The 25633-nt window shown below is 72.2% G+C and carries 24 protein-coding genes and 4 pseudogenes; 11 read left to right on the top strand and 17 right to left on the bottom strand.

Features of this window, described 5'->3' with window-relative positions; genetic code table 11:
• Positions 1-8: 8 nt before the first annotated feature.
• The gene (locus ADK67_RS17945; protein ID WP_053717576.1) at positions 9-1136 is read right to left on the bottom strand and encodes a DegT/DnrJ/EryC1/StrS family aminotransferase; all 1128 of its coding nucleotides are present in this window, start codon (positions 1134-1136) and stop codon (positions 9-11) included.
• Entirely contained in the window at positions 1133-2218 is a 1086-nt protein-coding gene (locus tag ADK67_RS17940; RefSeq protein ID WP_269436005.1) for a DegT/DnrJ/EryC1/StrS family aminotransferase, read from the bottom strand. The genes ADK67_RS17945 and ADK67_RS17940 overlap by 4 nt, the downstream gene beginning before the upstream one ends.
• A gap of 302 nt (positions 2219-2520) precedes the next feature.
• Here ADK67_RS17940 and ADK67_RS17935 point away from each other — a divergent pair, with 302 nt between their 5' ends.
• The 6 genes and pseudogenes from ADK67_RS17935 to ADK67_RS17910 all read left to right on the top strand — a co-directional run bounded on the left by ADK67_RS17935 (position 2521) and on the right by ADK67_RS17910 (position 8144).
• The gene (locus ADK67_RS17935; RefSeq protein WP_231648240.1) at positions 2521-3543 is read left to right on the top strand and encodes a Gfo/Idh/MocA family protein; all 1023 of its coding nucleotides are present in this window, start codon (positions 2521-2523) and stop codon (positions 3541-3543) included.
• Positions 3533-4351 carry a sugar phosphate isomerase/epimerase family protein gene (locus ADK67_RS17930; protein WP_053717709.1) on the top strand — a complete coding sequence of 273 codons (819 nt, stop codon included), beginning with the start codon at positions 3533-3535 and terminating at the stop codon, positions 4349-4351. Before ADK67_RS17935 ends, ADK67_RS17930 begins: the two co-directional genes overlap by 11 nt.
• A gap of 28 nt (positions 4352-4379) precedes the next feature.
• Positions 4380-5615 (top strand): M20/M25/M40 family metallo-hydrolase, encoded by a 1236-nt coding sequence (locus ADK67_RS17925; RefSeq protein ID WP_053717574.1) that lies wholly within the window; start codon positions 4380-4382, stop codon positions 5613-5615.
• A complete protein-coding gene (locus ADK67_RS17920) occupies positions 5612-6664 on the top strand; it encodes an Ldh family oxidoreductase (protein ID WP_053717573.1) in 1053 nt (350 codons plus the stop codon). Before ADK67_RS17925 ends, ADK67_RS17920 begins: the two co-directional genes overlap by 4 nt.
• A 101-nt stretch (positions 6665-6765) precedes the next feature.
• Positions 6766-7722, top strand: a pseudogene (locus ADK67_RS17915) (Gfo/Idh/MocA family protein); the annotation flags it as partial.
• Positions 7723-7724: 2 nt separating this feature from the next.
• Entirely contained in the window at positions 7725-8144 is a 420-nt protein-coding gene (locus ADK67_RS17910; protein ID WP_053717572.1) for a DUF6917 domain-containing protein, read from the top strand.
• Positions 8145-8210: 66 nt separating this feature from the next.
• Here the strand turns inward: ADK67_RS17910 and ADK67_RS17905 are convergent, their stop codons facing one another.
• The 4 genes from ADK67_RS17905 to ADK67_RS50990 all read right to left on the bottom strand — a co-directional run bounded on the left by ADK67_RS17905 (position 8211) and on the right by ADK67_RS50990 (position 10696).
• Positions 8211-8753, bottom strand: a complete 543-nt coding sequence (locus tag ADK67_RS17905) for an EF-hand domain-containing protein (protein WP_331459314.1) — start codon at positions 8751-8753, stop codon at positions 8211-8213.
• Positions 8754-8841: 88 nt separating this feature from the next.
• Entirely contained in the window at positions 8842-10089 is a 1248-nt protein-coding gene (locus tag ADK67_RS17900; RefSeq protein WP_053717571.1) for a nucleotide sugar dehydrogenase, read from the bottom strand.
• A 42-nt stretch (positions 10090-10131) separates the two neighbouring features.
• Positions 10132-10428: a hypothetical protein gene (locus ADK67_RS17895; protein ID WP_053717570.1), complete on the bottom strand. Its 297-nt coding sequence runs from the start codon at positions 10426-10428 to the stop codon at positions 10132-10134.
• Between the two features lie 130 nt (positions 10429-10558).
• Positions 10559-10696 (bottom strand): hypothetical protein, encoded by a 138-nt coding sequence (locus tag ADK67_RS50990; RefSeq protein WP_157620533.1) that lies wholly within the window; start codon positions 10694-10696, stop codon positions 10559-10561.
• A gap of 244 nt (positions 10697-10940) precedes the next feature.
• Here ADK67_RS50990 and ADK67_RS17890 point away from each other — a divergent pair, with 244 nt between their 5' ends.
• On the top strand, positions 10941-12308 hold the full coding sequence (locus tag ADK67_RS17890; RefSeq protein ID WP_053717569.1) for a pyridoxal phosphate-dependent decarboxylase family protein: 1368 nt from the start codon (positions 10941-10943) through the stop codon (positions 12306-12308).
• A 3-nt stretch (positions 12309-12311) separates the two neighbouring features.
• Here the strand turns inward: ADK67_RS17890 and ADK67_RS17885 are convergent, their stop codons facing one another.
• From ADK67_RS17885 to ADK67_RS17870, 5 genes and pseudogenes are all read right to left on the bottom strand, one after another.
• A complete protein-coding gene (locus tag ADK67_RS17885) occupies positions 12312-13187 on the bottom strand; it encodes an LLM class flavin-dependent oxidoreductase (RefSeq protein ID WP_053717568.1) in 876 nt (291 codons plus the stop codon).
• A 164-nt stretch (positions 13188-13351) separates the two neighbouring features.
• Positions 13352-14035 (bottom strand): annotated as a pseudogene (locus tag ADK67_RS17880) (endonuclease I family protein); the annotation flags it as partial.
• A 96-nt stretch (positions 14036-14131) separates the two neighbouring features.
• A pseudogene (locus tag ADK67_RS54675) lies at positions 14132-14530 on the bottom strand (DUF6359 domain-containing protein); the annotation flags it as partial.
• Between the two features lie 150 nt (positions 14531-14680).
• Positions 14681-15148, bottom strand: coding sequence for a hemerythrin domain-containing protein (locus tag ADK67_RS17875; RefSeq protein WP_053717567.1), 468 nt, complete (start codon positions 15146-15148; stop codon positions 14681-14683).
• 93 nt (positions 15149-15241) lie between these two features.
• A complete protein-coding gene (locus ADK67_RS17870; protein ID WP_053717566.1) occupies positions 15242-16003 on the bottom strand; it encodes an alpha/beta fold hydrolase in 762 nt (253 codons plus the stop codon).
• 93 nt (positions 16004-16096) lie between these two features.
• Between ADK67_RS17870 and ADK67_RS17865 the strand changes: the two genes are divergently transcribed.
• Together ADK67_RS17865 and ADK67_RS17860 are read left to right on the top strand one after the other, a co-directional pair.
• Positions 16097-16744 (top strand): HemK2/MTQ2 family protein methyltransferase, encoded by a 648-nt coding sequence (locus ADK67_RS17865; protein ID WP_053717565.1) that lies wholly within the window; start codon positions 16097-16099, stop codon positions 16742-16744.
• Positions 16728-16919, top strand: coding sequence for a CDGSH iron-sulfur domain-containing protein (locus tag ADK67_RS17860; protein ID WP_033439821.1), 192 nt, complete (start codon positions 16728-16730; stop codon positions 16917-16919). The genes ADK67_RS17865 and ADK67_RS17860 overlap by 17 nt, the downstream gene beginning before the upstream one ends.
• A gap of 25 nt (positions 16920-16944) precedes the next feature.
• On the opposite strand, the gene ADK67_RS17855 is transcribed toward ADK67_RS17860, so the two are convergent.
• From ADK67_RS17855 to ADK67_RS17845, 3 genes are read right to left on the bottom strand one after another with little or no spacing between them, the layout of a single operon-like run.
• The gene (locus ADK67_RS17855; protein WP_053717564.1) at positions 16945-17943 is read right to left on the bottom strand and encodes an iron-containing redox enzyme family protein; all 999 of its coding nucleotides are present in this window, start codon (positions 17941-17943) and stop codon (positions 16945-16947) included.
• Positions 17940-19013, bottom strand: coding sequence for a carboxylate-amine ligase (locus ADK67_RS17850; protein ID WP_053717563.1), 1074 nt, complete (start codon positions 19011-19013; stop codon positions 17940-17942). Before ADK67_RS17850 ends, ADK67_RS17855 begins: the two co-directional genes overlap by 4 nt.
• Positions 19013-20521: an FAD-dependent oxidoreductase gene (locus tag ADK67_RS17845; RefSeq protein WP_053717562.1), complete on the bottom strand. Its 1509-nt coding sequence runs from the start codon at positions 20519-20521 to the stop codon at positions 19013-19015. Before ADK67_RS17845 ends, ADK67_RS17850 begins: the two co-directional genes overlap by 1 nt.
• Before the next feature lie 61 nt (positions 20522-20582).
• Between ADK67_RS17845 and ADK67_RS17840 the strand changes: the two genes are divergently transcribed.
• On the top strand, positions 20583-21020 hold the full coding sequence (locus ADK67_RS17840; protein WP_053717561.1) for a DUF6098 family protein: 438 nt from the start codon (positions 20583-20585) through the stop codon (positions 21018-21020).
• A gap of 59 nt (positions 21021-21079) precedes the next feature.
• On the opposite strand, the gene ADK67_RS17835 is transcribed toward ADK67_RS17840, so the two are convergent.
• A complete protein-coding gene (locus ADK67_RS17835) occupies positions 21080-21499 on the bottom strand; it encodes a hypothetical protein (protein WP_053717560.1) in 420 nt (139 codons plus the stop codon).
• A 22-nt stretch (positions 21500-21521) separates the two neighbouring features.
• Positions 21522-23528, bottom strand: coding sequence for a neutral/alkaline ceramidase (locus ADK67_RS17830; protein ID WP_053717705.1), 2007 nt, complete (start codon positions 23526-23528; stop codon positions 21522-21524).
• Positions 23529-23638: 110 nt separating this feature from the next.
• Between ADK67_RS17830 and ADK67_RS17825 the strand changes: the two genes are divergently transcribed.
• On the top strand, positions 23639-24559 hold the full coding sequence (locus ADK67_RS17825; protein ID WP_053717559.1) for a phosphotransferase: 921 nt from the start codon (positions 23639-23641) through the stop codon (positions 24557-24559).
• Here ADK67_RS17825 and ADK67_RS17820 read toward each other — a convergent pair.
• Positions 24556-25555: pseudogene (locus tag ADK67_RS17820) on the bottom strand (IS481 family transposase). The gene ADK67_RS17825 and the pseudogene ADK67_RS17820 sit on opposite strands and share 4 nt — an antisense overlap.
• Between the last annotated feature and the right edge of the window lie 78 nt (positions 25556-25633).

Below are 25633 nucleotides of genomic sequence, written 5' to 3'. Positions count from 1 at the left end.
AGGTCTCCTCAGCCGTGTGCGCCGGACGTGGCCGCGAACCGGCACACCTCGTCGGCGATGCGTTCCACCTGCGCGTCGGTCAGGTGGGGGTGGATGGGGATGGCCAGTTGGCGTCGTGCGGCGGACGCCGCGGCGGGCCAGTCGCGGCCCGGCTGGGCGTGCCCGGCGAACGCGGGCTGACGCGGCAGCGGCGCCTGGTAGTAGACGTGCGAGCCGATGCCGCGCGCGGTGAGGTGGTCGCGCAGCGCGTCACGCCGGTCGGCCAGCAGCGAGTAGACGTAGTAGCAGCGCCCGTCCCGTCCGGGCGGCGGGGCGAGCACGCCGCGGCCGGCCAGGTCGGCGAACCGGGAGGTGTAGTACTCGCCGATCCGCGCCCGCCGCTCCAGCCGGTCGGGCAGGCCGGCGAGGCGGCGCAGCTGGAAGGCTGCCATCACCTCGTCGAACCGGCTGTTGTAGCCGACCCGGTGGTGCAGGAACCGGTGCACGCCGTCCTGGCCGTGGTTGCGCAGCATCCGCACCTCGCGGGCCAGGGCCGGGTCGCCGGTGACGACCATCCCGCCCTCGCCGGGCATGCCGAACGTCTTGACCTGCACGAACGAGAACACGCCCGCGTCGCCCCAGGTCCCGGCCGGCCGTCCGGCGAGCACGCCGCCCTGCCCGACCGCGGAGTCCTCCAGCAGCCGCACGCCCGCACCGGTGGCGATCCGCCGCAACGCGGGCATGTCCGCCATCACCGAGAACACGTGCGCGGGCATGATCACCTTGGTGCGCTCGCCGACGAGCTTGTCAACCTCGGCCGGGTCGACCACCATCGTCCACGGGTCCACGTCGGCGTACACCGGCGTGGCGCCCAGGACCGACGGCGCGGACGCCAGCGGCGCGCACCCGTACGCGGGCACGATCACCTCGTCGCCCGGACCTACGCCCATCGCGCGCAGCACCAGCGTCAACGCCGCCGTGCCGCTGCCGCACGCCACCGCGTCGGCGACGCCGAGCGCGTCGCGCAGCGCCGCCTCGAACTCCGCGGTGCGCGCGCCGAGGATGAACCGCTGGTCCGGCGCGAGGCCGACTTCCTCCACCACCTCCAGCAGCAGGTCGCCGTCGAACAGGTCCGGCGGGAAGAACGGGATCGTCACACGCGCTCTCCGAGGTAGAAGGAGCGGATCTCGGCGCACACCCGGTCGACGTCGCCGGCCGGCAGGTCCGGGTACAGCGGCAGCGCGAGGGTGCGGCGGCAGGCCGCCTCCGCGTGGGGGAAGTCGCCGGGCCGGTGGCCGAGGTCGGCGAAGCACGGCTGCAGGTGCAGCGGCGTCGGGTAGTAGGTCTCCGTGCCGATGCCGCGTCCGGCGAGGTGCGCGGCCAGGTCGTCACGCCGGTCGACCTCGACCACGTACACGTAGAACACGCCGCGCACGCTCCCCCGCCGTGACAACACCGACGGCAGCTTCCGCACGCCCGGCACGCCGGCCAGGCCGTCGGCGTAGCGACGGGCCAGCGCCGCGCGGCGGCGGATGTCGCTGTCGAGCCGGTCCAGCTTGGCCAGCAGCACGGCGGCCTGGACGTCGTCCATCTTGCTGTTCACCCCGACCGCGCCCGTGCCGGTGGAGATGCCGGGGAAGTTGTCGATCGTGCGGCCGAACCGGCCGTGGTGGCGCAGCGCGCCCACCGTCTCGGCGATCACCGGGTCGTTGGTGATCACCGCGCCCGCGTCGCCGAGCGCGCCGAGGGTCTTGGTCGGGAAGAACGACAGCACTCCCCCGGCGCCGAGCAGGCCCGCGTGCACGCCGTCGTGCCGCATGCCGATCGCCTCGGCGCTGTCCTCGACCACGGTCAGGTCCAGCCGGCGGGCCACCTCGCCCAGGCCGGCGAGGTCGGCGAGGTGGTGGAACAGGTGCACCGGCATGACGAACCGGGCGCGCGGACCGGCGACCGCGGCGACCGAGGCCGGGTCGAGGCCGTAGCCGTCCGGCTCGATGTCGGCGAACACCGGCCTGCCGCCCGCGAGCACCACCGAGGACGCCGACGCGATGAACGAGAACGCGGGCACGACCACCTCGTCGCCGGGCCGCAGGCCGCACGCCCGCAGCAGCAGGACGAGCGCGTCGGTGCCGCTGTTCACCCCGACCACGTGCGCGGCCCCGGTGTACGCGGCCAGCGCCCTTTCCAATTCCAGGACTTTCCGCCCGTGCGAGTACTTGCCGTTACGGATGACTTCCACAATGTGCCGGCGCGTTATCGGCCACAATCCGGAAAATGTCGCCGATTGCGTGAAGAATGGCACGGTCAGCGCACTCACCTCCGCGGTCACCGCTTCCCGACCGAGCGTATGGCAGGTCACCGGGCCGGCGGCCGACCACCGGCCAGTTCACTCTTCCTGGTCAACTCGTCGGCGCGGAGTTGACATACCTTCGCGATTGGGACAACGTCGGGGCCATCAATTGACGAGCGGACATCGCTCATTCCCGATGCCTTCGAGACCGGACGAGACAAGACGGGGCCTCACTAGTGCGCACACTCGTCGTGGGACTGGGCCGAGCCGGTGCGGACCTGCACCTGCCGGTGCTGGCCAGGGCGCGGACCTCGGTCCGACAGCTGTTCGACGACCGACCGATCGTGGCGTGCGACCCGCGGCGGCTGCCCGCGGAACGACCGGGTCTGGCGATGGTGGGCAGCCTGGCGGAGGCCGCCACCCTGCTCGACCCGGCCGACACGGTCGCGCACGTGTGCACGCCGCCGTCCGTGCGCGCCGAGGTGATGGTCGAACTCGCCGAACGCGGTTTCCGCAACGTGATCGCGGAGAAGCCGCTCGCCGCCGACACCGACGACCTGGCCCGGGTGATCCGGCTGCGCCGCAAGCACGGGCTGCGGATCGCGGTGGTCGAGCCGTGGCTGACCAGCTCGCTCACCGTGCGGCTGATGGAGCTGATGCGCGGCGGCACGCTCGGCGAGCCGAAGTCGATCTCGATCGTGCAGAACAAGCCCCGGTTCCGCCGGTCGCTGACCAGGCCGAGCCACCAGACGGCGTTCGACGTGGAGCTGCCGCACGGCGTGGCGCTGGCGCTGCGGCTCGCGGGCAGCGCGCGGGTCACGCACGCCGCCGGGCACGACCTGACCGTGGGCGACGTGGTCGTGCCGCGGATGGGTGGCGCGCGGATCGGGCTGCGGCACAACAGCGGCGTGCGCACGGAGATCAGCTCGGACCTCACCTCGCCGGTGCGGGAGCGCCGGATCACGGTGGAGTTCGAGAAGGGCAGCGCGGTCGGCCACTTCGCGGTGAGCGACGACGACGACCACGCGCAGCTCACCGTCACGGTCAACGGGCGGCGCGAGCACGAGGTGCTGCGGGACGACTCGCTCACCGAGTGGGTGCTGCGCGCCTACCGGCTGTTCCACGCCGCCGGCGACCAGCACGCGCGGGGGTTCGCGTTCGCCACCGACGTGGTGCAGCTGCTGTCGGTGGCCAAGAACATCTGCGCCGAGCCGGTGATCCCCGCCGCGCGTGGCGAGGCGTCGCCCGGCCCGGTGGCCGCGCATGTCCGCTGAGCCCGTGCTGGCGGGCATCGCGGACGAGGCCGCGCAGGACCTGGCGGGCCAGGTGGCGGTGCTCGCCGAGCTGGGCTGGTCGCACCTGGAGCTGCGCACCGTGGACGGGCGGGCGGTGGCGGACCTGGACGACGACGAGTTCGCGGTGGTGGCGAAAGACCTGGCGGCGCAGGGCGTGCGGGTGGTGTGCCTGGCCTCGCGGATCGGCGGCTGGGCCCGGCCGATCAGCACGCCGTTCGAGGACGACCTGGCCGAGCTGGACGTGCTGCTGCGCCGCTGCGCCGCGCTGGGCACCCGGTACGTGCGGATCATGTCCTACCCGAACGCGGGCCTGTCCGAACGGCGGTGGCGCGACCGGGTGATCACGCGGGTGTCGATGCTCGCCGAGCTCGCCGAGGCGGCCGGGGTCGTGCTGCTGCACGAGAACTGCTCCGGGTGGGCGGGCACGAGCGCGGAACGCGCGCTGGACCTGCTCGACGCGGTGGACAACCCGGCGTTGAAGCTGCTCTTCGACACCGGCAACGGCGTCGCGCACGGCTACGACGGGTACGCGCTGCTGCGCGAGGTGGTCGCGCACGTCGAGCACGTGCACGTGAAGGACGCGTCGGGTGACCGGTTCGTGCTGCCCGGCTCGGGTGACGCGCGGGTGGCCGACTGCGTGGAGCTGTTGCGCGCCAACGGTTATCGGGGCGCGTGGTCGTTGGAGCCGCACGTGTCGCTGCGCCCGCACGAGTCGGGCGCGCTCGGCCCGGACGCGGCCTCCGCGTTCGTGGCGGCCGGCCGGGCGATGGCCGGGCTGGTGCGGTGATCGGACCCTGGGCGAGGGGAGCCGTGCGGTGATCGGTGAGGATCGCGACCTGCTGCTGCGGCTGCTCGCGCTGCCGACCGCGGGCCCGTTGGAGACCACCGACGAGGTGTGCCTGTGGGACGCGGTGCACGCGTACTCGGAGGCGGCCGAGTGCTTCGGGATGCGCACCGTCCACCTGGGGCCGTCACGTGAGGCCGACGTGCTGCGGCACGACGTGCCCGCCGTGGTGCGGGAGGCCATCGCCGAGGACCCGGACTTCCTGGCCCGGCAGCCGAACCTGGTGCTGCGGGTCGGCCAGGCCGATCCCGTGGTGATGTTCAACGTGCACCTGGACACGGTCGCGCCGTTCGAGCCGGCCGGGTTCGACGGCGTCCGGTTCCACGGGCGCGGCGCGATCGACGCGAAGGGGCCCGCGGTGGCGCTGCTGGCCGGTGTCCGCGCCGCGATGACCGATCCGGCGGTGGGGCGGGACGCGAGCGTGCTGATCCAGGCGGTGTCCGGCGAGGAGGGCGGCGCGATGGGCGTGTTCGGCACCCGTCCGCTGGTCGAAGCCGGGTACCACGGCAGCCTGAACGTGTTCTGCGAGCCGACCGGGATGCGCTACCTGCCCCGTTCGACGGCCGCGATGACGGCGTGCGTGCAGGTGCGCGGCGAGGACGCGATCGACGACCAGCCGCAGGCGGGGCACAACGCGTCGGTGCTGCTCGGGTTCCTGGCCCAGCACCTGGCGGGCGCGTTGGCCGGCCGGGTGCCGGACGGCCAGGTGTGCGTGGCCGGGCTGCACACGGGCCGGATGCACAACCGCGTGTACGGCAGCGGCGAGCTGCTGCTGAACCTCTCCTACGGCAGCACGGCGTCCGCGCGGGTGCTGGCCGTGGCGCTGGACGCCGCGCTGCGGGAAGGGCTGGCCGAGTTCGCCGCCCGCTTCCGCGGTGTGCCGCCGTTCCACCGCACCGCCGTCGACGCCGCCCTGATCACCCGGCTGGTGTGGCGCAAGCGCGGGCTGCCCGCGCTGCCGCCCCAGGACGTGCCGCTGCTGGACGGCGTCGTGCCGCGCTGGCCCGCGCACGAGCCCGCGTTCACCTGTGACGCGATCTGGCTGGCCGACGTGCCGGGCGCGCACACCGCTGTCCTCGGCCCCGGATCGCTGGAGGCCAACAACGCCCACGCGCGCGGCGAGCACGCCGACGTTGCCGACCTCGACCGGTTCGCCGACGTGGTGCGGGACATCGTCGTGAGGTTCGCGCGGAACGGAGGAGCATGACCGTCCTGGTGCCCTACCCCACCCTGCTGTCCACCGTCGCCGGTGTCTTCCGGGAACGGGGCGTGCCACCGGACCGGGCGGCGGTCGCGGCGGAGGCGTTGTGCCACGGCGACCTGACCGGGATGAGCACGCACGGGCTGGTGAACCTGACCCGGCTGTACCTGCCGCTGTTCGACTCCGGGCGGACGGCGCCGGCGGCCGACATGGCGGTGATCGCCGATCGCGGCGCGTCCGTGCTGGCCGACGCGCGTCGGGCGCTCGGGTTGTGGTCGGCGTCGCAGGCGGTGGAGTTGGCGGCGTCGCGCGCGGCGCGGTACGGGATCGGGATGGTGACGTTGCGCGGGGCGACGCACATCGGCTGCGCCGGGTACCACGCGGCCCGTGCGGCGGCGCACGGGATGGTCGGCCTGATCGCGTCGAACTGCGGCGGTCAGCGCATCGCCCCCGCGCCGGACGGCCGGGAGCCGCTGCTGGGCACCAACCCGTTGGCGTTGGCCTGCCCGGCGGGCGACCGGCCGCCGTTCGTGCTGGACATGAGCACGACCGTGGTGCCGACAGGTCGGGTGCGGGCGGCGGCACGGGCCGGTGAGGAGATCCCGCCGGGGTGGCTGGCGTCGCCGGACGGGACGCCGGTGACCGATCCGGAGGCGTTCGACCGGGGTGACGGGCGGCTGCTGTGGCTGGGCGGGGCGCCGGAGACGGGCGCGTACAAGGGTTTCGGGCTGGGGCTGCTGGTGGAGGTGCTGGCGGCGCTGGTGCCGGGTGCGGCGATGGGACCGCTGTCGTCGGTGTCGCGGGACGACGACATCGGGGTGATGGCGCTGGTGCTCGCGCCGTCGGCGCTGCGGCCGGGGTTCGGTGAGGACGCGGCGGCGTTGTTCGGGGCGGTGGCGGGCGCCAAGCCGGCCGACCCGCGCAGGCCGGTGACCTACCCGGGGTGGCAGGAGGGTGAACGCGCGCGGTGGCGGCGGGTGCACGGCGTCCCGGTGCCGGACGAGCTGTACGAGGAGTTGCGCTCGATCGCGCCCGCCCTGCGGGCCGCCGGGTGACCGGGTCGGAGGCGGGCAGGTCGGAAGCGGGCAGGTCGGAAGCGGGCAGGTCGGAAGCGGGCAGGTCGGAAGCGGGCAGGTCGGAAGCGGGCAGGTCGCGGATGGGTGAATCGGACTCGGGCAGGCCACGGGTCGAACCGGTGTCCGGCGAGGCGCGGGGCGGTGGGCTGCCGTTGATCCGGCTCGGTGTGGTCGGGTTGGGGGTGATCTCGCGGTTCTACCTGGCCGCGATCGAGGCCTCGCCGCGCTTTGAGCTGGCCGCCGTGTGCGATCTGGACGAGCGGGCGTTGGCGGGTCATCGCGTGCCCGCTCACCGGTCGCACCGGGCGATGCTCGACGCGGGCGGGGTGGACGCGGTGGTGGTGACGGCGCCCAACGACGTGCACGCGGCGGTCGTGGCGGACGCGGTCGAGCGTGGGTTGCCGGTGTGCGTGGAGAAGCCGTTGGCGACGACGCTGCGTGACGGGTTGGCGGTGGCGGAGGCGGCGCGGGCGCGGGACGTGGCGTTGTTCACCGCGTTCCACCGCCGGTACAACGCGAACGTCCTGGCGTTGCGGGACAAGCTCGCGGGCGCTCCGCCGATCGTGGCGCTGACCGTGCGCTACCTGGAGCGGATCGAGGAGCACGTCGGCGACGACCGCTGGTACCTCGACCCGGCCCGGTCCGGCGGCGGGTGCGTGGCCGACAACGGGCCGAACGCGCTGGACCTGGTGCGGCTGTTCCTCGGCGAGGTGACGTTGGAGTCCGCACGGGTCACGCGGGTGGCGGGCATCGACCGGCAGGCGGTGCTGCACGTGCGCGGCACCGCGCCGGCGGTGGTCGAGTTGGACTGGTCGCACCCCGGCGAGACCAAGGACGTGACCGCGCGGCTGGCCGACGGGACCGTGCTGAGCGCGGACATGCTCGAGGGCTACGACGAGTTCAAGGGCTCGCTGTGGCACGAGTACGAGGGCGTCCTGAGGGACTTCGCGTCGGCCGTGGCGGCCCGGTCGGCGTGGCGTGACGGCGGGTTGGCCGCGTTGGACCTGGTGGACGAGGTGTACCGACGAGAGGGTGCTTGATGCTGGAGGACGGCGAGAAGCGGGCGGTGGGCAGCCGGGTCGTCAAGGTGCTGGTGCACCGACGCGACAACCGCGGGATGCGGCTGGAGCCGTTCGCGAGCCGGTGCGTGCGCCGTGGCGAGGTGCACGAGCTGGTGACCACCGACCACGAGGACACGGCAGCGGGCACGCGGATCGACCGGGTGGCGTTCCTCGGGTTCGTGGAGATCGACAACGCCGGCGTGATCGACCGCGGCGACGAGGTGTGGTGCGACGGCGAGTTCGTCGGCGTCGTCCTCGGTTTCGACGCCTGCCACCACCCGAACCACTACAACATCCTCATCACCACCCCGACCCCGCGCACCGGCCCGGAAGTCGGTCTGCGACCCGAGATGGACGTCCTGTTCAGCCCGGCGGTCGTCGGGGTCCCGGCACTCTGAACGACGACACGACAAACGACGGCGCCCCGGGGGACGATCTCCCAGGGCGCCGTCGTGCTGGTCAGGTCAGTGACCGAGGAGCGGCACGTCGAGGGTGCCGAAGTGGTAGGCGCGCACGGCGGCCACCAGCTCGTCCACGGTCAGCGTCCCGTTGCCGCTGGTGTCGATGGTCCGGAAGGCCTCGACCGCGGACGAGGCGTCCACCCCGATGGCTTCCAGCCACTTGCGGAACTCCGACGGGCTCACCTCGCCGTCGCCGTCGGTGTCGCACAGGCCCACCATGGCCGCGACCGTCGGCCGGATCACGCGGTTGAAGCCGGCGTCGCCCTCCGCGAACACCTGCGCCTCGACCACGCTGAGGAACTGGTCCTCGGTCATCGAGCCGTCCGCGCCCACACCGGCCTTGGTCGCCAGGTACTCGAACATGGAGATGTAGGCGTCGATCAGCGCTCGCGCCTGCGGTGACGAGGGGTCCTCGTCGAACGCCTGGATGATGCGGTGCGCCTCGGCCTCGTAGTCGGACTTCTCGATGCTGCCGTTGCCGTCGACGTCCCACTTCTCGAAGCGCTTCTTGAGCCGATCGCTCTTGACCGCCGTGGACATGACCATTCGGACACTCCTAAAAGGTAAAGGTGGTTTCGGCGAAACCTGGCTTGCTCCGCCGGTCCGCGGACCGGCTCCCCCGGTCAGGGGGATCTCAAAGGCGCATGACCTCCCCTCCGGGCACGCTGCCCGTGACGTCGAGCAGCAGCCGCGCGTTCCTGGCCAGGTGGCCGAGGTCGTAGCCGCTGTGCGCGACGAGCAGCACGGTGGCGTCGCTCGTGCGCAGCGCGGAGCGCAGGTCGGCGACGGGCGGCCCCAGCGCGGGCACCTCACCGGCCACCGGGTCGTGGTAGGTCACGTCGGCCCCGAGCGCCCTCAGCTCGTCGGCGATCCGGAACGCGGCGGACTCCCTGGTGTCCGGCACGTCGGCCTTGTAGGACACACCCAGCAGGAGGATCCGCGCGCCGTCCACGGACACGCCCGCACGGGTCAGCAACCGCACCGCCCGTTCGACCACGTAGGACGGCATCGCCGAGTCGACCCGCCGGGCCGCTTCCACCACGCCCAGCTGCGCGCCCTCACGACGGGCCTTGTCCAGCAGGTAGCGGGGATCGACCGGGATGCAGTGGCCGCCGACGCCCGGCCCCGGGGTGAACGGCTGGAAGCCGAACGGTTTCGTGGCCGCGCAGTGCAGCACGTCCCACACGTCCACCCCGAGCTGGTCGCAGAACACCGCGATCTCGTTGACCAGCGCGATGTTCACGTACCGGTAGGTGTTCTCCAGCAGTTTCGCCATCTCGGCCTCGCGGGTGCCGCGGGCCACCACCACCGAGTCCACGAACCGGCAGTAGAAGGTCGCGCAGTGCTTGGCGCACAACGGGGTGTGCCCGCTGACCACCTTGGGCGTGTTGCGGACGCCGAACGTGCGGTTGCCGGGGTCGATGCGCTCCGGCGAGTAGCCCAGCGGGAAGTCCTCGCCGGCCACGAGACCGTGCCGCTCCAGGATCGGCCGCACCACCTCGTCGGTGGTGCCCGGGAAGCTCGTGGACTCCAGGATCACGAGCGTGCCCGCGCGCAGGTGGTCGGAGACGGTCTCCGCGGCGGCGCGGACCGCGCCGAGGTCGGGTCGCCCGTCGGGCCCCAGGCCGGTGGGCACGCAGATCACCACGGTGTCGGCGCCCGCGATCACGGCCGGGTCGGTGGTGGGCGTGAAACCCCTGGTGCGCATGGCGTGCAACTCGGTGCGCGACACGTCCAGCACGTGCGAACGGCCCTCGGCGAGCGTGCGCACCACGTCCGGGTCGGTGTCGTACCCCGCCACCGTCATGCCCGCGGCGGTGGCCGCCGCCGCCAGCGGCAGCCCTACGTAGCCGACTCCGACCACGACCAGATCGAAGGACACGTGCGCCCTTTCCACATCGGTTGGGGTTGACGACCACAGCGGTCAGGCCTTGAACGTCGCGCCGTACGGGGGCACGTGCGTGCCGTAGCCCTTCTCCACCGTGACCAGCGGCACGAAGCACGCCGCGTCGCCGTAGATCGTGATGTCGCCGTCGGTCAGGTTGGCCAGCACGTGCGCGCCTTCCGGCAGCGACTGGCAGCCCTTGGGGTGGTCGTACGTCGCCAGTGGAGTGACCTCGACCGAGAACACGACCACCTGCCCGGTGGCCGCCTGCGCCGCCGGGCTCGACGGGACCAGCAGGGCAGTCGCGGCGAGCACCACGCCGAACACGCGTTTCATCCGTCGCCTCCTCACTGGATGTAATCGCCGTCCGCAAGCTAACAGTCACCCAGAGCAAGAAGCAGTAGTTGAACCGAACACCACTCGGGCAGGTTGCGCCCTTCGTCGGTCGTTCATCCGGATGGTCACCTCACGCGTTGCCGAGGTGGTTGTCGGTGATCCGACCACCGTCCGAATTCACGAGTTCGAGCGACACCCACCGGTCTTTCCGGCTGGTTAAGAGGAATGTCAGACGCACGCCGTGACGAACCCGCAACACGGCGGTCACGGCAGGCGCACGCCACCGGCACGGACGAGCGCCCGCTCCGCGCCCGCCGGGCAAGAACCCCGGCATCGCCCGAACGGCAACCCACCGCCAATTACGCACCGTGAACCGACGACGCCTGCGGTCCTCAGTGGACCCACCCTGAGTAACCGGATGCAGGCGGGACGTCCAGTTTCGGCGAAGTGGACCGGGACGACGGGTGCGGCCGGTGCTTAGGGTCGCGGTTACCCGCTCTGATGGAGGTCCCGTGGTGGAAGACGTGACGGCCGACGTGCTCGACGCGACGACCCGTTACGCGGCGTCGATCCTGGCTGCCCTGCCCGGCCGACCCGTCGTGCCCGGTGGCGACGTGCCGACCGCGACGGACCCGCTGCCGGTGTCGGGCAAGGGTTTCGCGGGCGCGCTGGACTTGTTCGCCCGACGGTGGGCGCCCGGGTTCTCCGCGTCCGCCGGACCCCGGTACCTGGGGTTCGTCACCGGCGGCAGCACACCGGCGGGCATCGCGGGCGACTGGCTGGCGGCGGTCTTCGACCAGAACCCGGCCGCCTCGGACGGCTCGTCCGCATCCGACCTGGAACGGGAGACCGTGCGGTGGTTGGCCACGATGTTCGGGCTCGGCGACGCGCACGCGGGGGCGTTCGTCACCGGCGCGACCATGTCCAACTTCGTCGGACTCGCCCTGGCCCGGGAATGGCTGGGCGAACAGGCCGGCGTGTCGGTGGCCGACGCCGGCGTCGCCGCGCTCGGACCCGTCAAGGTGTACTCGGGCGCACCCCACTCGAGCATCCACAAGGCGCTGTCGATGCTCGGACTTGGCCGGGACAGCCTGCGCCCGGTCCCCACCCTGCCCGACCGCGAGGCGATCGACGTCGCACGGCTCGCCGCCGAACTCGACGGCACACCCGCGATCGTCGTCGCGAACGCCGGCACGGTGAACACCGCCGACTTCGACGACCTCCGCGCACTGGTCGAACTGCGGTCGCGCACACCCTTCTGGCTGCACGTCGACGCCGCCTTCGGCGGGTTCGCCGCCCTCTCCCCCTCCTTCGCGCACCTCGTGGACGGCCTCGCCGACGCCGACTCGATCTGCGTCGACCTGCACAAGTGGCTCAACGTGCCCTACGACGCCGCCGTCCAGTTCACCCGCCGCCGCGACCTCCAGGTCAAGGTCTTCCGCAACTCCGCCGCGTACCTCGGCACACCCACCGAGAACCCGGACTTCGTCCACCTCACCCCGGAGAACTCCCGCCGCCTACGCGCGCTGGCCACGTGGTTCACCCTCACCACCCACGGGCAGGACGGCCACCGCCGGATCGTCGAACGCACCGTCGACCTCGCCCACCGCCTCGGCGACCTGCTCGCCGACACACCCGGCGTCCGCCTCCTCGCCCCGGTCCGGCTCAACGTCGTGTGCTTCACCCTCGCCGACGCACCGACACCGGAACGCGTCGCCGAAGCCGCCCGCCGCATCGCGTCGAGCGGCGACACCTTCCTCACCCCCACCGTCTACAACGGACAGCCGGCACTCCGCGCCGCCTTCAGCAACTGGAGCACCCGACCAGCCGACCTCACCACGATCCACACCGCGATCGCCAACGCCTGCAAGGACCTGTAGCCGTCAGGACAACTCCGGCAACACCTCCGCGGCCACCGTCTCCAAGATCGCCTCGTCACCGGCGAACGGACCATCCGCCCTCGGCCACGGCGCCAGCACGTCGGTGAAGCCCAACTCGCCCGCCCTGCCCAGGAAGTCCCGGTAGCACTCGACGCTCGACAGCGAGAACACCGGCGCCGCGTCGGTCTGCAGGAAACGGCGCACCTCGGCACGGCTCCGGGACGCCGCGGCCAGCGCCTCGTCGAACCGCGCCGACAACTCGGCCAGCGACCTCCACCAGGTGTCCAACGAGTCCCGAGCGGAACCCAAGGTCACCCAGCCCTCGCCGTGCTTCGCGGCCAACGCCAACCCTCTCGGCCCGTTCGCCGCCAGCACGAACGGCGTGCGCGGCCGCTGCACGCACCCCGGCGCGTTCCGGGCGTCCACCGCCGTGTAGTACTCGCCGGAGTAGTCGACCCGCTCCTGGCTCAGCAAGGCGTCCAACAACTCGACGAACTCCTCGTACCGCCGCGACGGGCTCGCGGCCCTGGTCGCGCCGCCGAACACCGCCACGTCGTAACCGCCCATCCCGCCCGCGCCGATGCCCAGCGTGACCCTGCCGTCCGACAGGTCGTCCAACGCCAGCACGTCCCGCGCGAACGGCACCGGGTGCCGGAAGTTCGGCGACGCGACCATGAGCCCCAGCTCGATCCGCGACGTCGCCAACGCCGCCGCGCTCAACGTCGGCACCGAGCCGAACCACGTGTGGTCGACCAGCGGACCCCAGCCCAGGTGGTCGAACGTCCACGCGTGGGCGAACCCGTACTCCTCCGCCGCCAGCCACCGCGGCTTCGCCTCGGCCCAGCGGTACTCCGGAAGGATCGTGATACCGGCCTTCATCGCTCCCCCTAGTTTGAACACCTGGCGCGTTCATTCGAACAGAGGATGCGTGAGCGGTCAACACCGGATCGGGTGATCTACTCCCCCGCCGACGCGCGGACGCCCGGCCCCGCACCCTCGACCGAGGGAATCAGGACCGGGCGTCCACGTGCCGAAGCGCAGGCTCAGCCCCAGATCGACGCCGCCCACTCGGGGTGGTCGATGAACGGGTTGCGGTTGCGCTGGTAGCTGTCGTAGATCACCTGGTTGCGACGCTTCTCGAACGCGTCCGGCGGGTCCTGCGCGTTCCACCGCAGCAGCACGGAAAGCCTGCCGTGGTACGGCGCGGTGCCGTTGTTGACGTTGTCGTTCATCTCCAGGTTCGGGTAGCCGTCGCCACCCTCGTACCGCACGGCCATGTAGAAGAGCATCCGCGCGACGTCGCCCTTCACCGCGTTGCGCGGCTCCCACGAGTCGGCGTCGGTGTAGTTGCCCGGAGCCTCCCCGACCGCCGAACCGCCCAGGTCGAAGTCCTTGTTGCCCCGGGTCGCGTTCACCGACACGTCCGTCGGCCGCAGGTGGTGGATGTCGGTGCCCGGACCGGTGGCGGTGCCGAAGTCGCCGTGCGACTTGGCCCAGACGTGCTCGCGGTTCCAGTCGTCCGGGTCGCCGCCGTTGGTCGTCTTGCTCTGCGAACGCCCGGTGTAGAGCAGGATCACGTTGGCGCTGTTGTTCGGGTCCTGGTCGGTGACCTTCAACGCCTCCCACACCTGGTCGTACGACAGCTTGGTGTTGGTCCGGACGATCCCGTTCAACGCCGTCTTCAGCGACGCCCCGGTCTTGCCGAGCGCGTTGCGGTAGTACGTGTCGTCGTAGCCGCCGCCGGGAGCCGTCGTGGACGTGGCGGTGGGGCGGGTCGTGGTGGACGTCGTCGGCGAGGTGCCGGCGTGGGCGAACGCGGTCGGCGACGTGAGGCCGGGGTGCGAGAAGTACGCGGTCAGGGGACCGGTGACGTCGATCCGCGCGCCGAGCAGGCCGGGGTTGGTCCGCAGGCCCCACTGGGCCCGGAACGCCGCCGTGATCTGCACGTACAGCATCTGGCTCGTGCTCGTCTGGGTCGGCGAGTCGGCCAGCGCCAGCGCGTAGTCGGACGGGAAGTTGGACCGCACCACGGTGTTGGTGGCGGTTGGCTGCCCGACGACGTAACCGCGCACGGTCGCGGACGCGCCGCTCTGCTGCCCGATGGCCTGGGCGACGGTGATCGACGTGGCGCCGGCGGCAGCGGTGGGGATCAGCAGGGCCGCTGCGACGGCGATGGTGGAAACGACAACGGCAAGCGGAGTCAGCAGGGGTCGTAGTCGCACGATTGGGTGTCTCCTCCCGAGTGCGGCGGCGCAGGGTGGCCGCACGCAGGGAGGATCCCACGAAAGATCACACGTCCGAGTGAATGATCACCGAACATTCGTAACGAGACGGGACAGTTCTTCAGACTTCACTGAAGCTATTGAGACCACTCAAGCTTCGTAGCCCGTGGTGGCCCGCGTGATCAGCTCCGTGTCGGCCTCGCCGAGCCGCCCGGTCAACGCCGTCAACGCGTCCGCGATCTTGCGCTCCTCGTACGTGAAGTGCGTCTCCATCAGAGCGGCCACGCTGTCCAACTCGTGCCGCAGCGCCACCGGGTCGACGTCGCCCAACCCCTCCAGCGCCGCCAAGGCGTCGGACACGATCCGGTGATCACGGCCCAGCTCGTCCAGCACCGGCCGCAGCTCCGGGTACTCCCGGGCCAGGACCGGGAACACGCCGTCGTCCTCGGCGGTGTGGTGCCGCTCCAGCGCGGCGCAGAACGACAGGCAGTGCGACCACAGGTCTTTGACCCCCGCGTCGTCGGCCAAGCCGTCCCTCAACGCGTCGATCCGCTCACGCAGCGCGATGTGCGCTTGTACGAGCTGGTTCCCGAACGCCACCAGGCGCGACGATTCCATGACGTGCTCTGCCTCCGACCCCAGACCGGGATCGATCTTCTCACGGTCGTCGCGCCGGCCGTCGCAGAGGCTCCCGGTGCGGTCGTCCGCCGGTCAGCCCGCCGCCGGGACCGGTTCCCGGCTGCGCGCCCACGAGGCCAGTCGCGGCGCGAGCAGCCGGTACACCTCGGGGTCGAGACCCATGCCGGTGTGCGTGCTCGTCACCTCGACGCAGTCCGCGCACGGGTCGGCGCACAGCTCCCACGGGGCGATGAGGTCGTTGCGGGAGAACACCGCGATGGCGGGCACCTTCAACGGTTCCGCCATGGCCGCGGCGTTGGTGTCGTAGCACGAGCCCGCGAAGCAGTCCTCGTTCAGCAGACCCGGCACACCCGCGCGCGACAGGCGCGCCAACGTCCGCGCCACCCGCACCACGCTGGGGTGCGCGCCGAGCTGGTCCAGCACCGGGCTGGCGAGCATGACCAGGCCCTGCACGAGTTCCGGCCTGCGCACCGACACCAGCCTCGCCAGGCCGCCGCCGCGGCTCTGCCCGAACAGCACCACCCGGCCCCCGGTCGCCTCGGCGTGCGCCTCCAGCCTGCGTTCCAGCCGGTCGACCAGCTCCGACGTGCAGCCGACGTTCAGCCCGATCCGGGCCCCGATCGGCGCGTAACCGCGCTTGCGCAGCCACGCCCTGGTCAGTTGCAGGCTCCGGTCGCCGAAACCGAACCCCGGCACCAGCAGCACGCCCAGCCCGCGTCCCTCGTCGCGGTCGGCGGCACGCCACGCCGGATGGGCCAGCAGCCGCGGGATGCCGAGCAGCGCCACCAGCACCTGTTCACGGGCCGCTCCACGGGTCGCCTCCACCACGCCCATCCGACCTCCTCGCGTCGCCGACCAAGGGGATTCCCCATCCGGGGCGGGTCATTCCTGCCGTTTGCCGACGAAAAGGCCGGGAACCACAGTCCCATGTGGTTGTGGAGGCCGCCGGGCGTGTACCGGCCCCAGGAAGACACGTGGTTGATGGTCGAGGCGTTGGAGGAGGCCGGATTGCCGCGTGGCGGTCGGGTGCTGGACGTGTGCACCGGCACCGGCGCGCTGGCGGTCGCCTCCGGATTGGCGGGCGCGCGGGAGGTCACCGCGGTCGACCTGAGCAGACGTGCCCTCCTCGCCACCTGGGTCAACGCCCGGGCGCGCGGTCTTCCGGTGCGCGTGCGGCGCGGTGACTTCGGTGACCTGGTCGGGCGCGGCGAGTTCGACGTCATCACGGCCAACCCGCCGTACGTGCCCAGCGCCGGCATGCCGGACCGGGGGCCGGCGCGGGCTTGGGACGCCGGGCCGGACGGCCGTTCCGTGCTCGACCGGCTGTGCGCGGTGCTGCCGTTGCTGTTGGCGGACAAGGGAACGGGTCTGGTGGTGCACTCCGCGCTGTGCGATCCGGACGTCACCCTGCGGCAGTTGCGCGGTGGTGGCTTGAAGGCGTCCGTGGTGGCCCGCCGCACGGTCGCGTTCGGGCCGGTGATGCGCGAGCGGGCCGGGTGGTTGGCCCGGCGCGGGCTCATCGACGACGACCAGGAGCACGAGGAGCTGGTGGTGATCCGTGCCGACGCCGCGTGACGCCCGGGTGGTGACCGTCGTGCCCGGTGGGCCGGTCCTGGTGGAAGGACCGGTCGAACTGCGGCTGGACGACGGCACGGTGGTGTGCTCGGACCGGTTCGTCGTCGCGGTGTGCGCGTGCCGCCGCAGCAAGCGTTACCCGCTGTGCGACACGAGCCACCGCAAACGACGTTGACCGCGGTCGGCTGACGGGCGGCGGGCTAGAGGGGCCGGCGCAACGCCGTCCGCCCCTCTGCCCACGCGCCGAGCAGGTGGTCGCCGAGCCGTTGTTCGAGCAGTTCCGTGGCCTGCACGCCGAACACCACCGATCCGGTCAGCTCCGGCTCGCGGGCCAGCAGGTCGCCGATCACGTCCCGCCGCATCACCTGCTCGTGCACCGCGTCCGCCTCGATGTGCTCGGTGAAGAACTCCACGCACGCGGGGTGCGCGTCCAGCCGTGCCAACGCCTTCGCCATCCGGGTGGCGCTGGGCGCGGTGGTGATCTCGGCGGCAGCGAAGTGCCCCACCAGCGAGCCGCGCAACGACCGGTGCAGCCCGCACAACGACATCAGGTTCACCGTCGCCAGCATCACCGCGGGAGCGTGCTCCAGGTACCGCAGGTAGCCGTTGTCCAGCCCGGCGCCCGCGAGCAGGTCGGCGAACAGCCGCGAGTGCATGCGGTCGCCGCGACCGCCGCCGAACTCGTCGAACTCGACGGCCACCAGCGCCGCCTTCGCCGCACCGCGCAGGCGCGGGATCACCCACGCGTGCGGGTCCGCCTCCTTCAAGTGGTAGATCGAGCGCAACGCCAGGTACTCGCGCATGTGCCACCACTCCCCCTCGTCCTTGAGGAAGTGGCTCACGCCGACACCGTCGACCGGTTCGACCAGCAAGGCGTCCAGCACGCCGTCGATGTCCGCGCCACCGGGCACGTCGGCGCGCAGCGCGTCCAGGAACACCTGTTCCAGCACGGCGCGGAAGCCGAGCAGGCCCGGATCCCACTCCCAGGTGTCCGATACTCCCGCGAAACCCTGGTAGTGCAGCTCGTAGCACACGTGCAGGGCCAGGTGCAGGTCTTCGCCGTACGGGTCCGTCGACGCGTGCGGCGGCAGGCCGGTCGCCGGCGGGTCGCCGCGCAGGGCGTCCAGGACGGCGGCGGACAGGGGGCCGCGCGGCGCGGGCAGCACCGCCCGGTCGACGGCAGGGTCCACAGTGGTCATGGCCGTGGACTACCCGTTCCGGTCGGCGTGCACGCGAGCAGCTCCACGGCGGCCTCGGGTGATCCCGCCCTCAGCTGCCGCTGCGCGCCCGTGCCCCGGTCGAGCACGTCCCGCACCAGTGCGCGGATCACGTCACGGTCGTCGCCCAGCGCGTCGGACACGTGCTCCAGCAACGCCTCCACCAATGCGACGGCGGGCACCTGACGTGCGGTGAGCGGGTCGACGCCGGGACCGGACAGCCCGTGCCGGGCCGCCGACCACACGGCCGCCGCCACCACCTGGTCGTCCAGCTCGGGTGCGGCGCCGGCGGTGCGCGCCGTGTCGACCAGCGCCCTGGTCAGACCCGCTTGGAGCAGGGCGTCGTCCACCGTGGCGGCGGTGTCGGCGGCCCGCACCTCGACGGTCGGGTACCGCGGTGACGGCCTGGCCAGCCAGAACGTCTGGCTCGCGTCCACCAGCGCGCCGCTCGCCACGAGCCGGGCGACCCGCGCGTCGTGGTCGGCGGCCGTGCGGAACAGCGGAGGCACGCCCGAGTTCGGGAACCGGGCCTGGTCCATCATCCGCCAGCTCGCGTAACCGGTGTCGTGGTCGCGGTCGAACGGCGAGTTGCCGCCGAGCGCCAGCAGCGTCGGCAGCCACCGCCGCAGGTGGTTCACCACGTGCACGGCCGTCTCCCGATCCGGCACGCCGACGTGCACGTGGCAGCCGCAGCACTGGTAACCGGCCACCTGGGCGCGGTACACCGACTCGATCCGCTCGAACCTCTCCCCCGCGCTCAACGCCGGGCGCGGGTCGGCCAACGGCGGCGAACCCGAGGCGACCAGCCACCACCCCTCGGCGTGAGCGGCGGCGGCCAGCGCACGCCGACCGGCCACCAACTGGTCGCGCAGCTCGTCCAGACTCGCGCACACACCGGTGGCGAACTCGACCTGCGCACCGCTCAGCTCACGGTGCGCCCGCGCGCCTGGCGGCAGGTCGCGCACGCGTGCCAGCACGTCCGCCGCACGTGCCACCGGACGACGCGTCGCCGGATCCACGAGGAGGAACTCCTCCTCGACACCCACCGTCATCACGCGGGATCGCGGCGCGGCAAGGGCTTCGTCGCCGGACCTTCCAGCACGGCGCCGTCCACGTCGAACCGCGAGCCGTGGCACGGGCAGTCCCAGCTGCGTTCGGCCGGGTTGAACCGCACCAGGCAACCCAGGTGCGTGCAGCGCAAGGACACGCCGTGCACACCGCCCGTCTCGTCCCGGTACACGCCGGCCTTGCCCGTGCCGTCACGCACCACCCGCGCCTCGCCGGCCGGCACGTCCGCGACCGAGTCGACCTCGGCGGACTTCAGCCGGTCGCCGACCAGGTCGACGGCCACCTTCGCGTTCAGCAGCGCCAGCTTCGGCGTGGCGCCCAAGGTCAGCCGGTGCGGGCTGAACCGGGCCGCCAGCCGGTTCTCCCGGCCGACGATCAGGTCGGTCAGCAGTTCCGCGGCCATCGTGCCGTTGCTCAGCCCCCACTTCATGAACCCGGTCGCGCCGTACAACGTGGTCGAGCCCGGCAGGTAGGGGCCGATCATGGGCAGGTTGTCGTAGGACGTCGGGTCCTGCGCGGACCAGCGGTGGGTGACCTCGGCGACGTCCCAGCGCTCGGCCGCGAACCTGGTCAGCTCGTCGTACGGCTCGCCCGGCGACGAGCCCGTGGCGTGGCCGCGCCCCGCGACGATCAGCAGGTCCCCCGACCTGGCCAGCGACCACGTCTCAGTGCCCGCGCTGATGCCCAGGCCCGTCGGCGGCGTGCCCGACGCCAGCCGGATCGCGACGCAGTAGGACCGCATCGGCTCCAGGCGGGCGAAGTACAGGCCGCGGTCCAGGATGGGGTAGTGCGTGGCGATCACCACGCGTTCGGCGACGACCGTGCCCCGGTCGGTGTGGACGCGGCTCGGCGTGCCGTCCTCGATGCGCAGCACCCGGCTCGCCTCGTAGACCCGCGACCCGTCGCCGTCCACGGCCTCCGCCAGCCCGCGCACGTACTTCACCGGGTGGAGGGCCAACTGGTCGTCCAGCCGCACCGCGCCCGCGATCGGGAACGGCACGCCCATCAGCTCGCCGCGGTCGCGTGACACCGGCAGCCCCGCCTTCACGGCGGCGGTCGCCTCCTGCTCGACCGCGGCGAGTTCGTCCTCGTCGAACGCGAACGTGTACGCGGGCATCCGGCGCAGGTCGCAGTCGATGCCCACCTCGGACACCAGCGCGGCGACCCGTTCGACGGCGGAGGTGTTGCCGGAGGCGTAGTCGGCCGCGGCTTCGGCGCTGTGCCTGCGTTCGATGGTCGAGTACACAGTGGACTGCAGGGCGGTGACCTTGGCGGTGTTGTTGCCGCTGACCCCGCTGCCCACCCGGTCGGCCTCCACCACCACGACCCGCAGCCCCGCGCGCTTGAGCAGCAACGCCGTGGTGACACCGGTGATGCCACCGCCGACCACCGCCACGTCCACCGCCGTCTCGCCGGTGAGCACGGGGAACCTGCCGTGCGGTATCGCCTCCGACCACAGGGAGTGGCGGGCGGTCGTGGTCGCTTCCGTCATGCTTTAGCTGATACCCGGGCGGTCCGCGTTCGAACCTCGGCCCACGCGGTAACCCCGACGCATGCGCACCTTCGCCGATCTCGCCGACCTGGTCGCCCTGGTCGAGGACCGCGCGCCCGCGCGGGAGCTGTACGTGCGCTGGTCGCAGGGCCCGGAAGCGGACAGCGATCGGCGCAGCCGGGACGGGCTGAGCGGCGTGCGGCTGCCCGGCCTGTCCGCCAACGCGCTGGCGATCGAACCGTGGTGGGGCGGCAGACCCCTGCGGCTCTGGGTGGCCCGCCGCCTGCACGACTACCGCCACCTGCGGGAACGCCGGGGGCCGGGCACGCGGCCGTGGATCCTGGAGGGCACCGAGGTCGGCCGGGGCCCGGACAACGAGCCCCTGGTGGAGTGCCGTCACCCGATCGGGTGGATCACGGACGACGTGCTCGCCGAGTGCGAACGCCTGGTCGACGAGCACGCCGCCACGAGCTGGGGCCCGCTGGACCGCGAGGGCTGACATGCCGCTGCGGGAGGTCTACCGATCGCAGGTGACGTCGAACGGACTCGGACTCCGGTTCAGCAGCCTTGCCTGGTGCAGGTGACACCGCGCAGGAAAGTGCCGTTGACGTCCCACATGGCCACGTAGACGTGGGTGTACCCGCCCGGGACATCGCAGGGCATGTTGAAACCGAACGGGGTGGTCGTGTCGACCGACGCCGTTCGCGTTTCCAGCGACGAGTAGCAGGAAGCGGATTCAGCGCGGAACCGGGCCTGCTTCCCCGTGGAACGGGCCTTGATCGAGCCCGAGACGTCGACGCTGCGGTTGTACCACGTGATCGAGCCGGTGAGGACGCTCGCGCCGTATTCCAAGTGGAACGGCGTCACCGGATAAGCGGCCTCCGTGCTCGCCTGACCCACCGCGGGAGCCGTGAACAACCCCATCACCGCGAGCATCGACACGATCAGGCCAACCGTTAACGATCGTTTTGGTTTCATGTCGTGAAGGTACTCGGAAGCGCTAGCCGACGGTGAACGTCCTGGTGGCGCCGGTGAACGGGGTGACCGCGCCGGTCCAGCCGCTCTTCCAGTCGCCGTGGTGCACGATGCGGTACGTGCCGGTCGGCGTGTCGGCCGGGATCGTCCACGTCACCGTGGCGTTCGAGTTGGCCACGCCCTCGCGCTGCCAGCGGTAGCGGGTGGACCAGTCGCCGTCGTCCGCGTGCCTGGTCCACGTGCCGTCGACCAGGCGCTGGACCTCCAGGAACGTGCCGTTGCGGCGCAGGTTGTTCTTCGGGTGCCCGGTGACGAACACCGCCGTGGCGGTCTGGCCGCGGGCGTAGGTGGTGGCGGGTTGGGTGAGGACCTGGCCGAAGGAGTGCCAGGGGGCCTTGTCGTCGAACACCACGCCGGTCTGGAGGTTGAGCTCGGTGAACGGCGGCTTGGTGGGCGTCGGGCCGGGCGCGAGGGGTGTGCCGGCGCGCAGGGACGCGGCGAGCGCGGCGAACTCCTGCTGGTAGGCGGGCAGGGTGTTGCGGCCGAACAGCGTCGAGCCGCCCTCGTACTGCTGGAGGTCGTACTCCTCCGGCGTGGTCACGTACTGGCTGTAGTCGTTGGCGTAGCCCTGCACGAGCACGTTCTCCAGCGGCACGCCCGCTTCGGCGGCCACCGCGCGCCGAATCCGCAGGCCGGCTACGATCGTCACCTCGCCCGGCACGGCGACCAGGTGCAGCGGCCCGATCTTCACGATCTGCAGCGGCAGCACGTTCGGCGTGGCCTGCACCAGGCCGGTCGGCACCAGTGACGCCTTCGGGTACTGGCAGTCGCGCAACCACTGCGGCACCTCGACGTTCAAGGGTTCGAACAACGCCTTCCACGGGCTGGTCATGCCCTCGCTGAAGCCGGGGATCGCCGGGCCGTCCTCCACGCTGCCCGCCATGGTGGACGCGCCCACGACACCCGGACACGTCGTGCCCGGCCGCCCGTCGGTGGTGTACCGGCCGTCGACGGCGACCGCGGCCATGTCCACGAACCGCATCCGGTAGTCCACCGCGCCGGTCACCGGTGTCTGCGGACCCGCGAACACCTGCTGCGCCTTGCGGTTCTGCCGCTCGCCGATGATCCGGGTGTTCTCCACCTCGTCCTCGGTCGGGCCGGAACCGGGGCGAAGGTTGAGGTTCGGCGACATGTCGCCCGCGTTGGTGTTGGGGAACGCGGCGACGAACCCGGGCCGGTCCTCCAGGTACCGCACGCCGCGGTCGTCGTGCTCCCACTGGTAGGACGCGTAACCCTTGTTGTCCGGGCTGATCAGCGTGTTCTTGTTGGTCATCGACGTGTTGTGGGTGGCGAACCAGCTGATCGCGCCGACGTCCGCGCCGTTCTGCCGGAACCGCAGCACCGTCATCGCCGGGTCGATCGCCCGCGGGAAGTGGCCCTTGTCGGGGTTGCGCTCGAACGCGACCCGGGAGCGGTTCACGCTGGCGTCGGTCAGCTCGCCGCGGCCCAGGGTCAGCTCACCGGGCTTGAGGTCTTCGTGCGCGCGCACGACCGACTCCGTGATGCCGTCGGTGATCGCGGCCAGCGTCTGCGGCTGCAGGCCGAGGATCGACAGGTTGTAGGCGAGGTTGTGCGAGTAGCCGCCGGGCCCGGCGTGCGTGTGGGTCGCGGACAGCAGCACGTTCTCGCGGGTGTAGAGCGAGCCGTACCGTGCCTGGAGCTTGGCCAGCACCGCTTCCTGCACGGCCCGGAAGATCATCGCCAGGTCCGCGTTGACGTACGCGACGCGCTTGCCGGTGGCCTGGTCGACCACCACGTACGCCCGTGAGCGCTGCCGCTGGTGGATGCCGGTGGTCTTCTGGTCGAACGCCGAGTAGCCCATCATCCCGTTCTCGGCGGCGGGTCCGGTGACGTCGGAGATGCCCCGCCCGACCAGGTACGGCTGGGGCGCGGCGTCCGCGACCGGCAGCCCGACCACGACCAGGGCGGCGACCAGCGCCGTTGCCGTCAACGACCGTCGCGAGACCCGCATCCGCACTCCCCGACCCGATTCGGTTCGCCATACGCGAAACGTCTTCACCTTTACTCGACGGTAGGTGATCGGGGCCACCCGGGCAAGCCCCGCCTGGCACAGTCGTCGTCGTGACGTTGGACGGGGTGCCGGACTGGTTGCCGGCGTGGTGCGCGGACCGGTTGGGCGACGAGCCGGTCGGCGTGCTGTTCGAGGCGCGGCAGATGTCGGCGGTGTTCGGGCTGCGGTTGGCCGGGGGCCGGGACGTCGTGGTGAAGGCGCGCGAGGACGAGGGCCGTGTCGCGTCGTGCGTCGCCGCGCAGGCCAGGCTGGCGGAGCGGGGATTCCCGTGCGCTAGGCCGCTCACGCCCGCGGTCGTCGTCGGCACCCTGGCCGTGCACGCCGAGGAGCACCTGCCCGGCGGTGAGCCGCTCGGCGGCGACTCGCCGGAGGTCGCCGTGCGCTACGCCGCGGTGTTCGCCCGGCTGATGGCCGAACTGGCCGACGTGACCGTTCCCCCGCCGCTGCCGAACCCGCGCTGGGCGCGGTGGGACCACGCGGACGCCGGGCTGTGGCCTGCGGTCCCGCTGCTGGACGACCGGGACCAGTCCGCCGTGCCCGAGCACGTCGTGGACACGGCCGCCCGGGTTCGCGCACGGCTGTTGGCGGCCGACCTGCCGCGCGTGCTGGGCCACGCCGACTTCGAAGGGCAGAACCTCCGCTGGCGTGACGGGGAGGTGTGGGCCGTGCACGACTGGGACAGCCTGGCGTGGCAGCCGGAGGCGGCGCTGGTGGGTGCGGCGTGCGGGTCGTTCGTCCACGCGTCGCCGCCGACGCTGGCCCCCATCGACAGTTCCGCCGCGTTCCTGGAGACGTACCAGGACCTCCGGGGACGCCGGTTCACCGCGGAGGAGCTGGAGGTCGCGTGGGCGGCGAGCCTCTGGCAGGCGGCGCACAACGCCCGCTGGGAGGCCCTGCACGGCGACACCCCGGTGTCCGGTGACGCCGTGCGCGCGCAGTCGGCCGAACGCCTCCGCCTGGCGAACGCCTAGCTGTACTGACCTGGGAGGTTGGGGACGCGGCTGGCGGGTGGTTGGCCTTGGAGTGCGGTGTGGCCGCGGTGGTGATTGTAAGTGTGCAGCCAGTGTGGCAGCGCTTCTCGCCGCTCGGTCTCGGACCGGTATGCCCGGGCGTAGGCCCATTCGTCGAGCAGGGTGCGGTTGAAGCGTTCGACCTTGCCGTTGGTCTGGGGCCGGTAGGCACGGGTGCGTTTGTGGGTGACACCGGCGTCGGCGAGGGTGTCGCGCCACAGGTGTGAGCGGTAGCAGGAACCGTTGTCCGTCAGCACCCGCTTCACCACCACCCCGCCGGCCCGGAAGAACGCCTGCGCCCGGGTCCAGAACGCGGCGGCGGTCTCCTTGGTCTCGTCGGGCAGGATCTCGGTGTAGGCCAGGCGGGAGTGGTCGTCCACGGCGTTGTGCAGGTAGGAGTAGCCCAGGTTGGGGTGGCCGTGGGTCTTGCGGGGCCGGGTGGGGTCGCGGTGGGCGGCGCTGTTGCGCCTGCCCGCCGGGCGGCCGTGGACCTTGTGGCCGCCGCCGTCGGGGATGTTGCCCAGCTTCTTGAGGTCGACGTGGACCAGGTCGCCGGGCGCGGGCGTGCTCGTAGCGGCGCACCGGCACGGCGGTGGCCCGGTCCAGGTGCGCCAGGCGGGCCAGACCGAAACGGCGCAGCACCCGGTGCACCGTGGAGGGATTCAGACCCGGCAGGTAGGCGATGCGGGCCGGACCCCAGCGTCGTAGCAATCGGACCTTGACGATCCGTCGCTCCTGGCGGGTGGGCAGGCGACGCGGGCTGCGACGGGGACGACTGGAGCGGTCGGTCATACCCGCCTCGCCCGACTGCCGGTACCGCCCGGCCCAGCGGGCGGCGGTGGTCGGCGAGACCTGGAACCGCTCGGCAGCCCGCCGCAACGGCCAGCCCTCGTCCACGACACACCGGGCCAGACGCAGCCTGCCCGCCGGAGTCAACGGTGCGTTAGCGTGGGTCACGAGGGCCTCCGTGGGCTTGGTGTAGACGTCGCAATCCACACCGAACCCGGAGGCCCTCCCTCATTCCAACATCATCCG

The sequence above is a fragment of the Saccharothrix sp. NRRL B-16348 genome (genome assembly GCF_001280085.1).
In the GTDB taxonomy this organism is placed as follows: Bacteria; Actinomycetota; Actinomycetes; order Mycobacteriales; family Pseudonocardiaceae; genus Actinosynnema.
The sequence above is the reverse complement of the archived record's forward strand: the minus strand, read 5'-3'. Positions and strand labels throughout refer to the sequence as shown.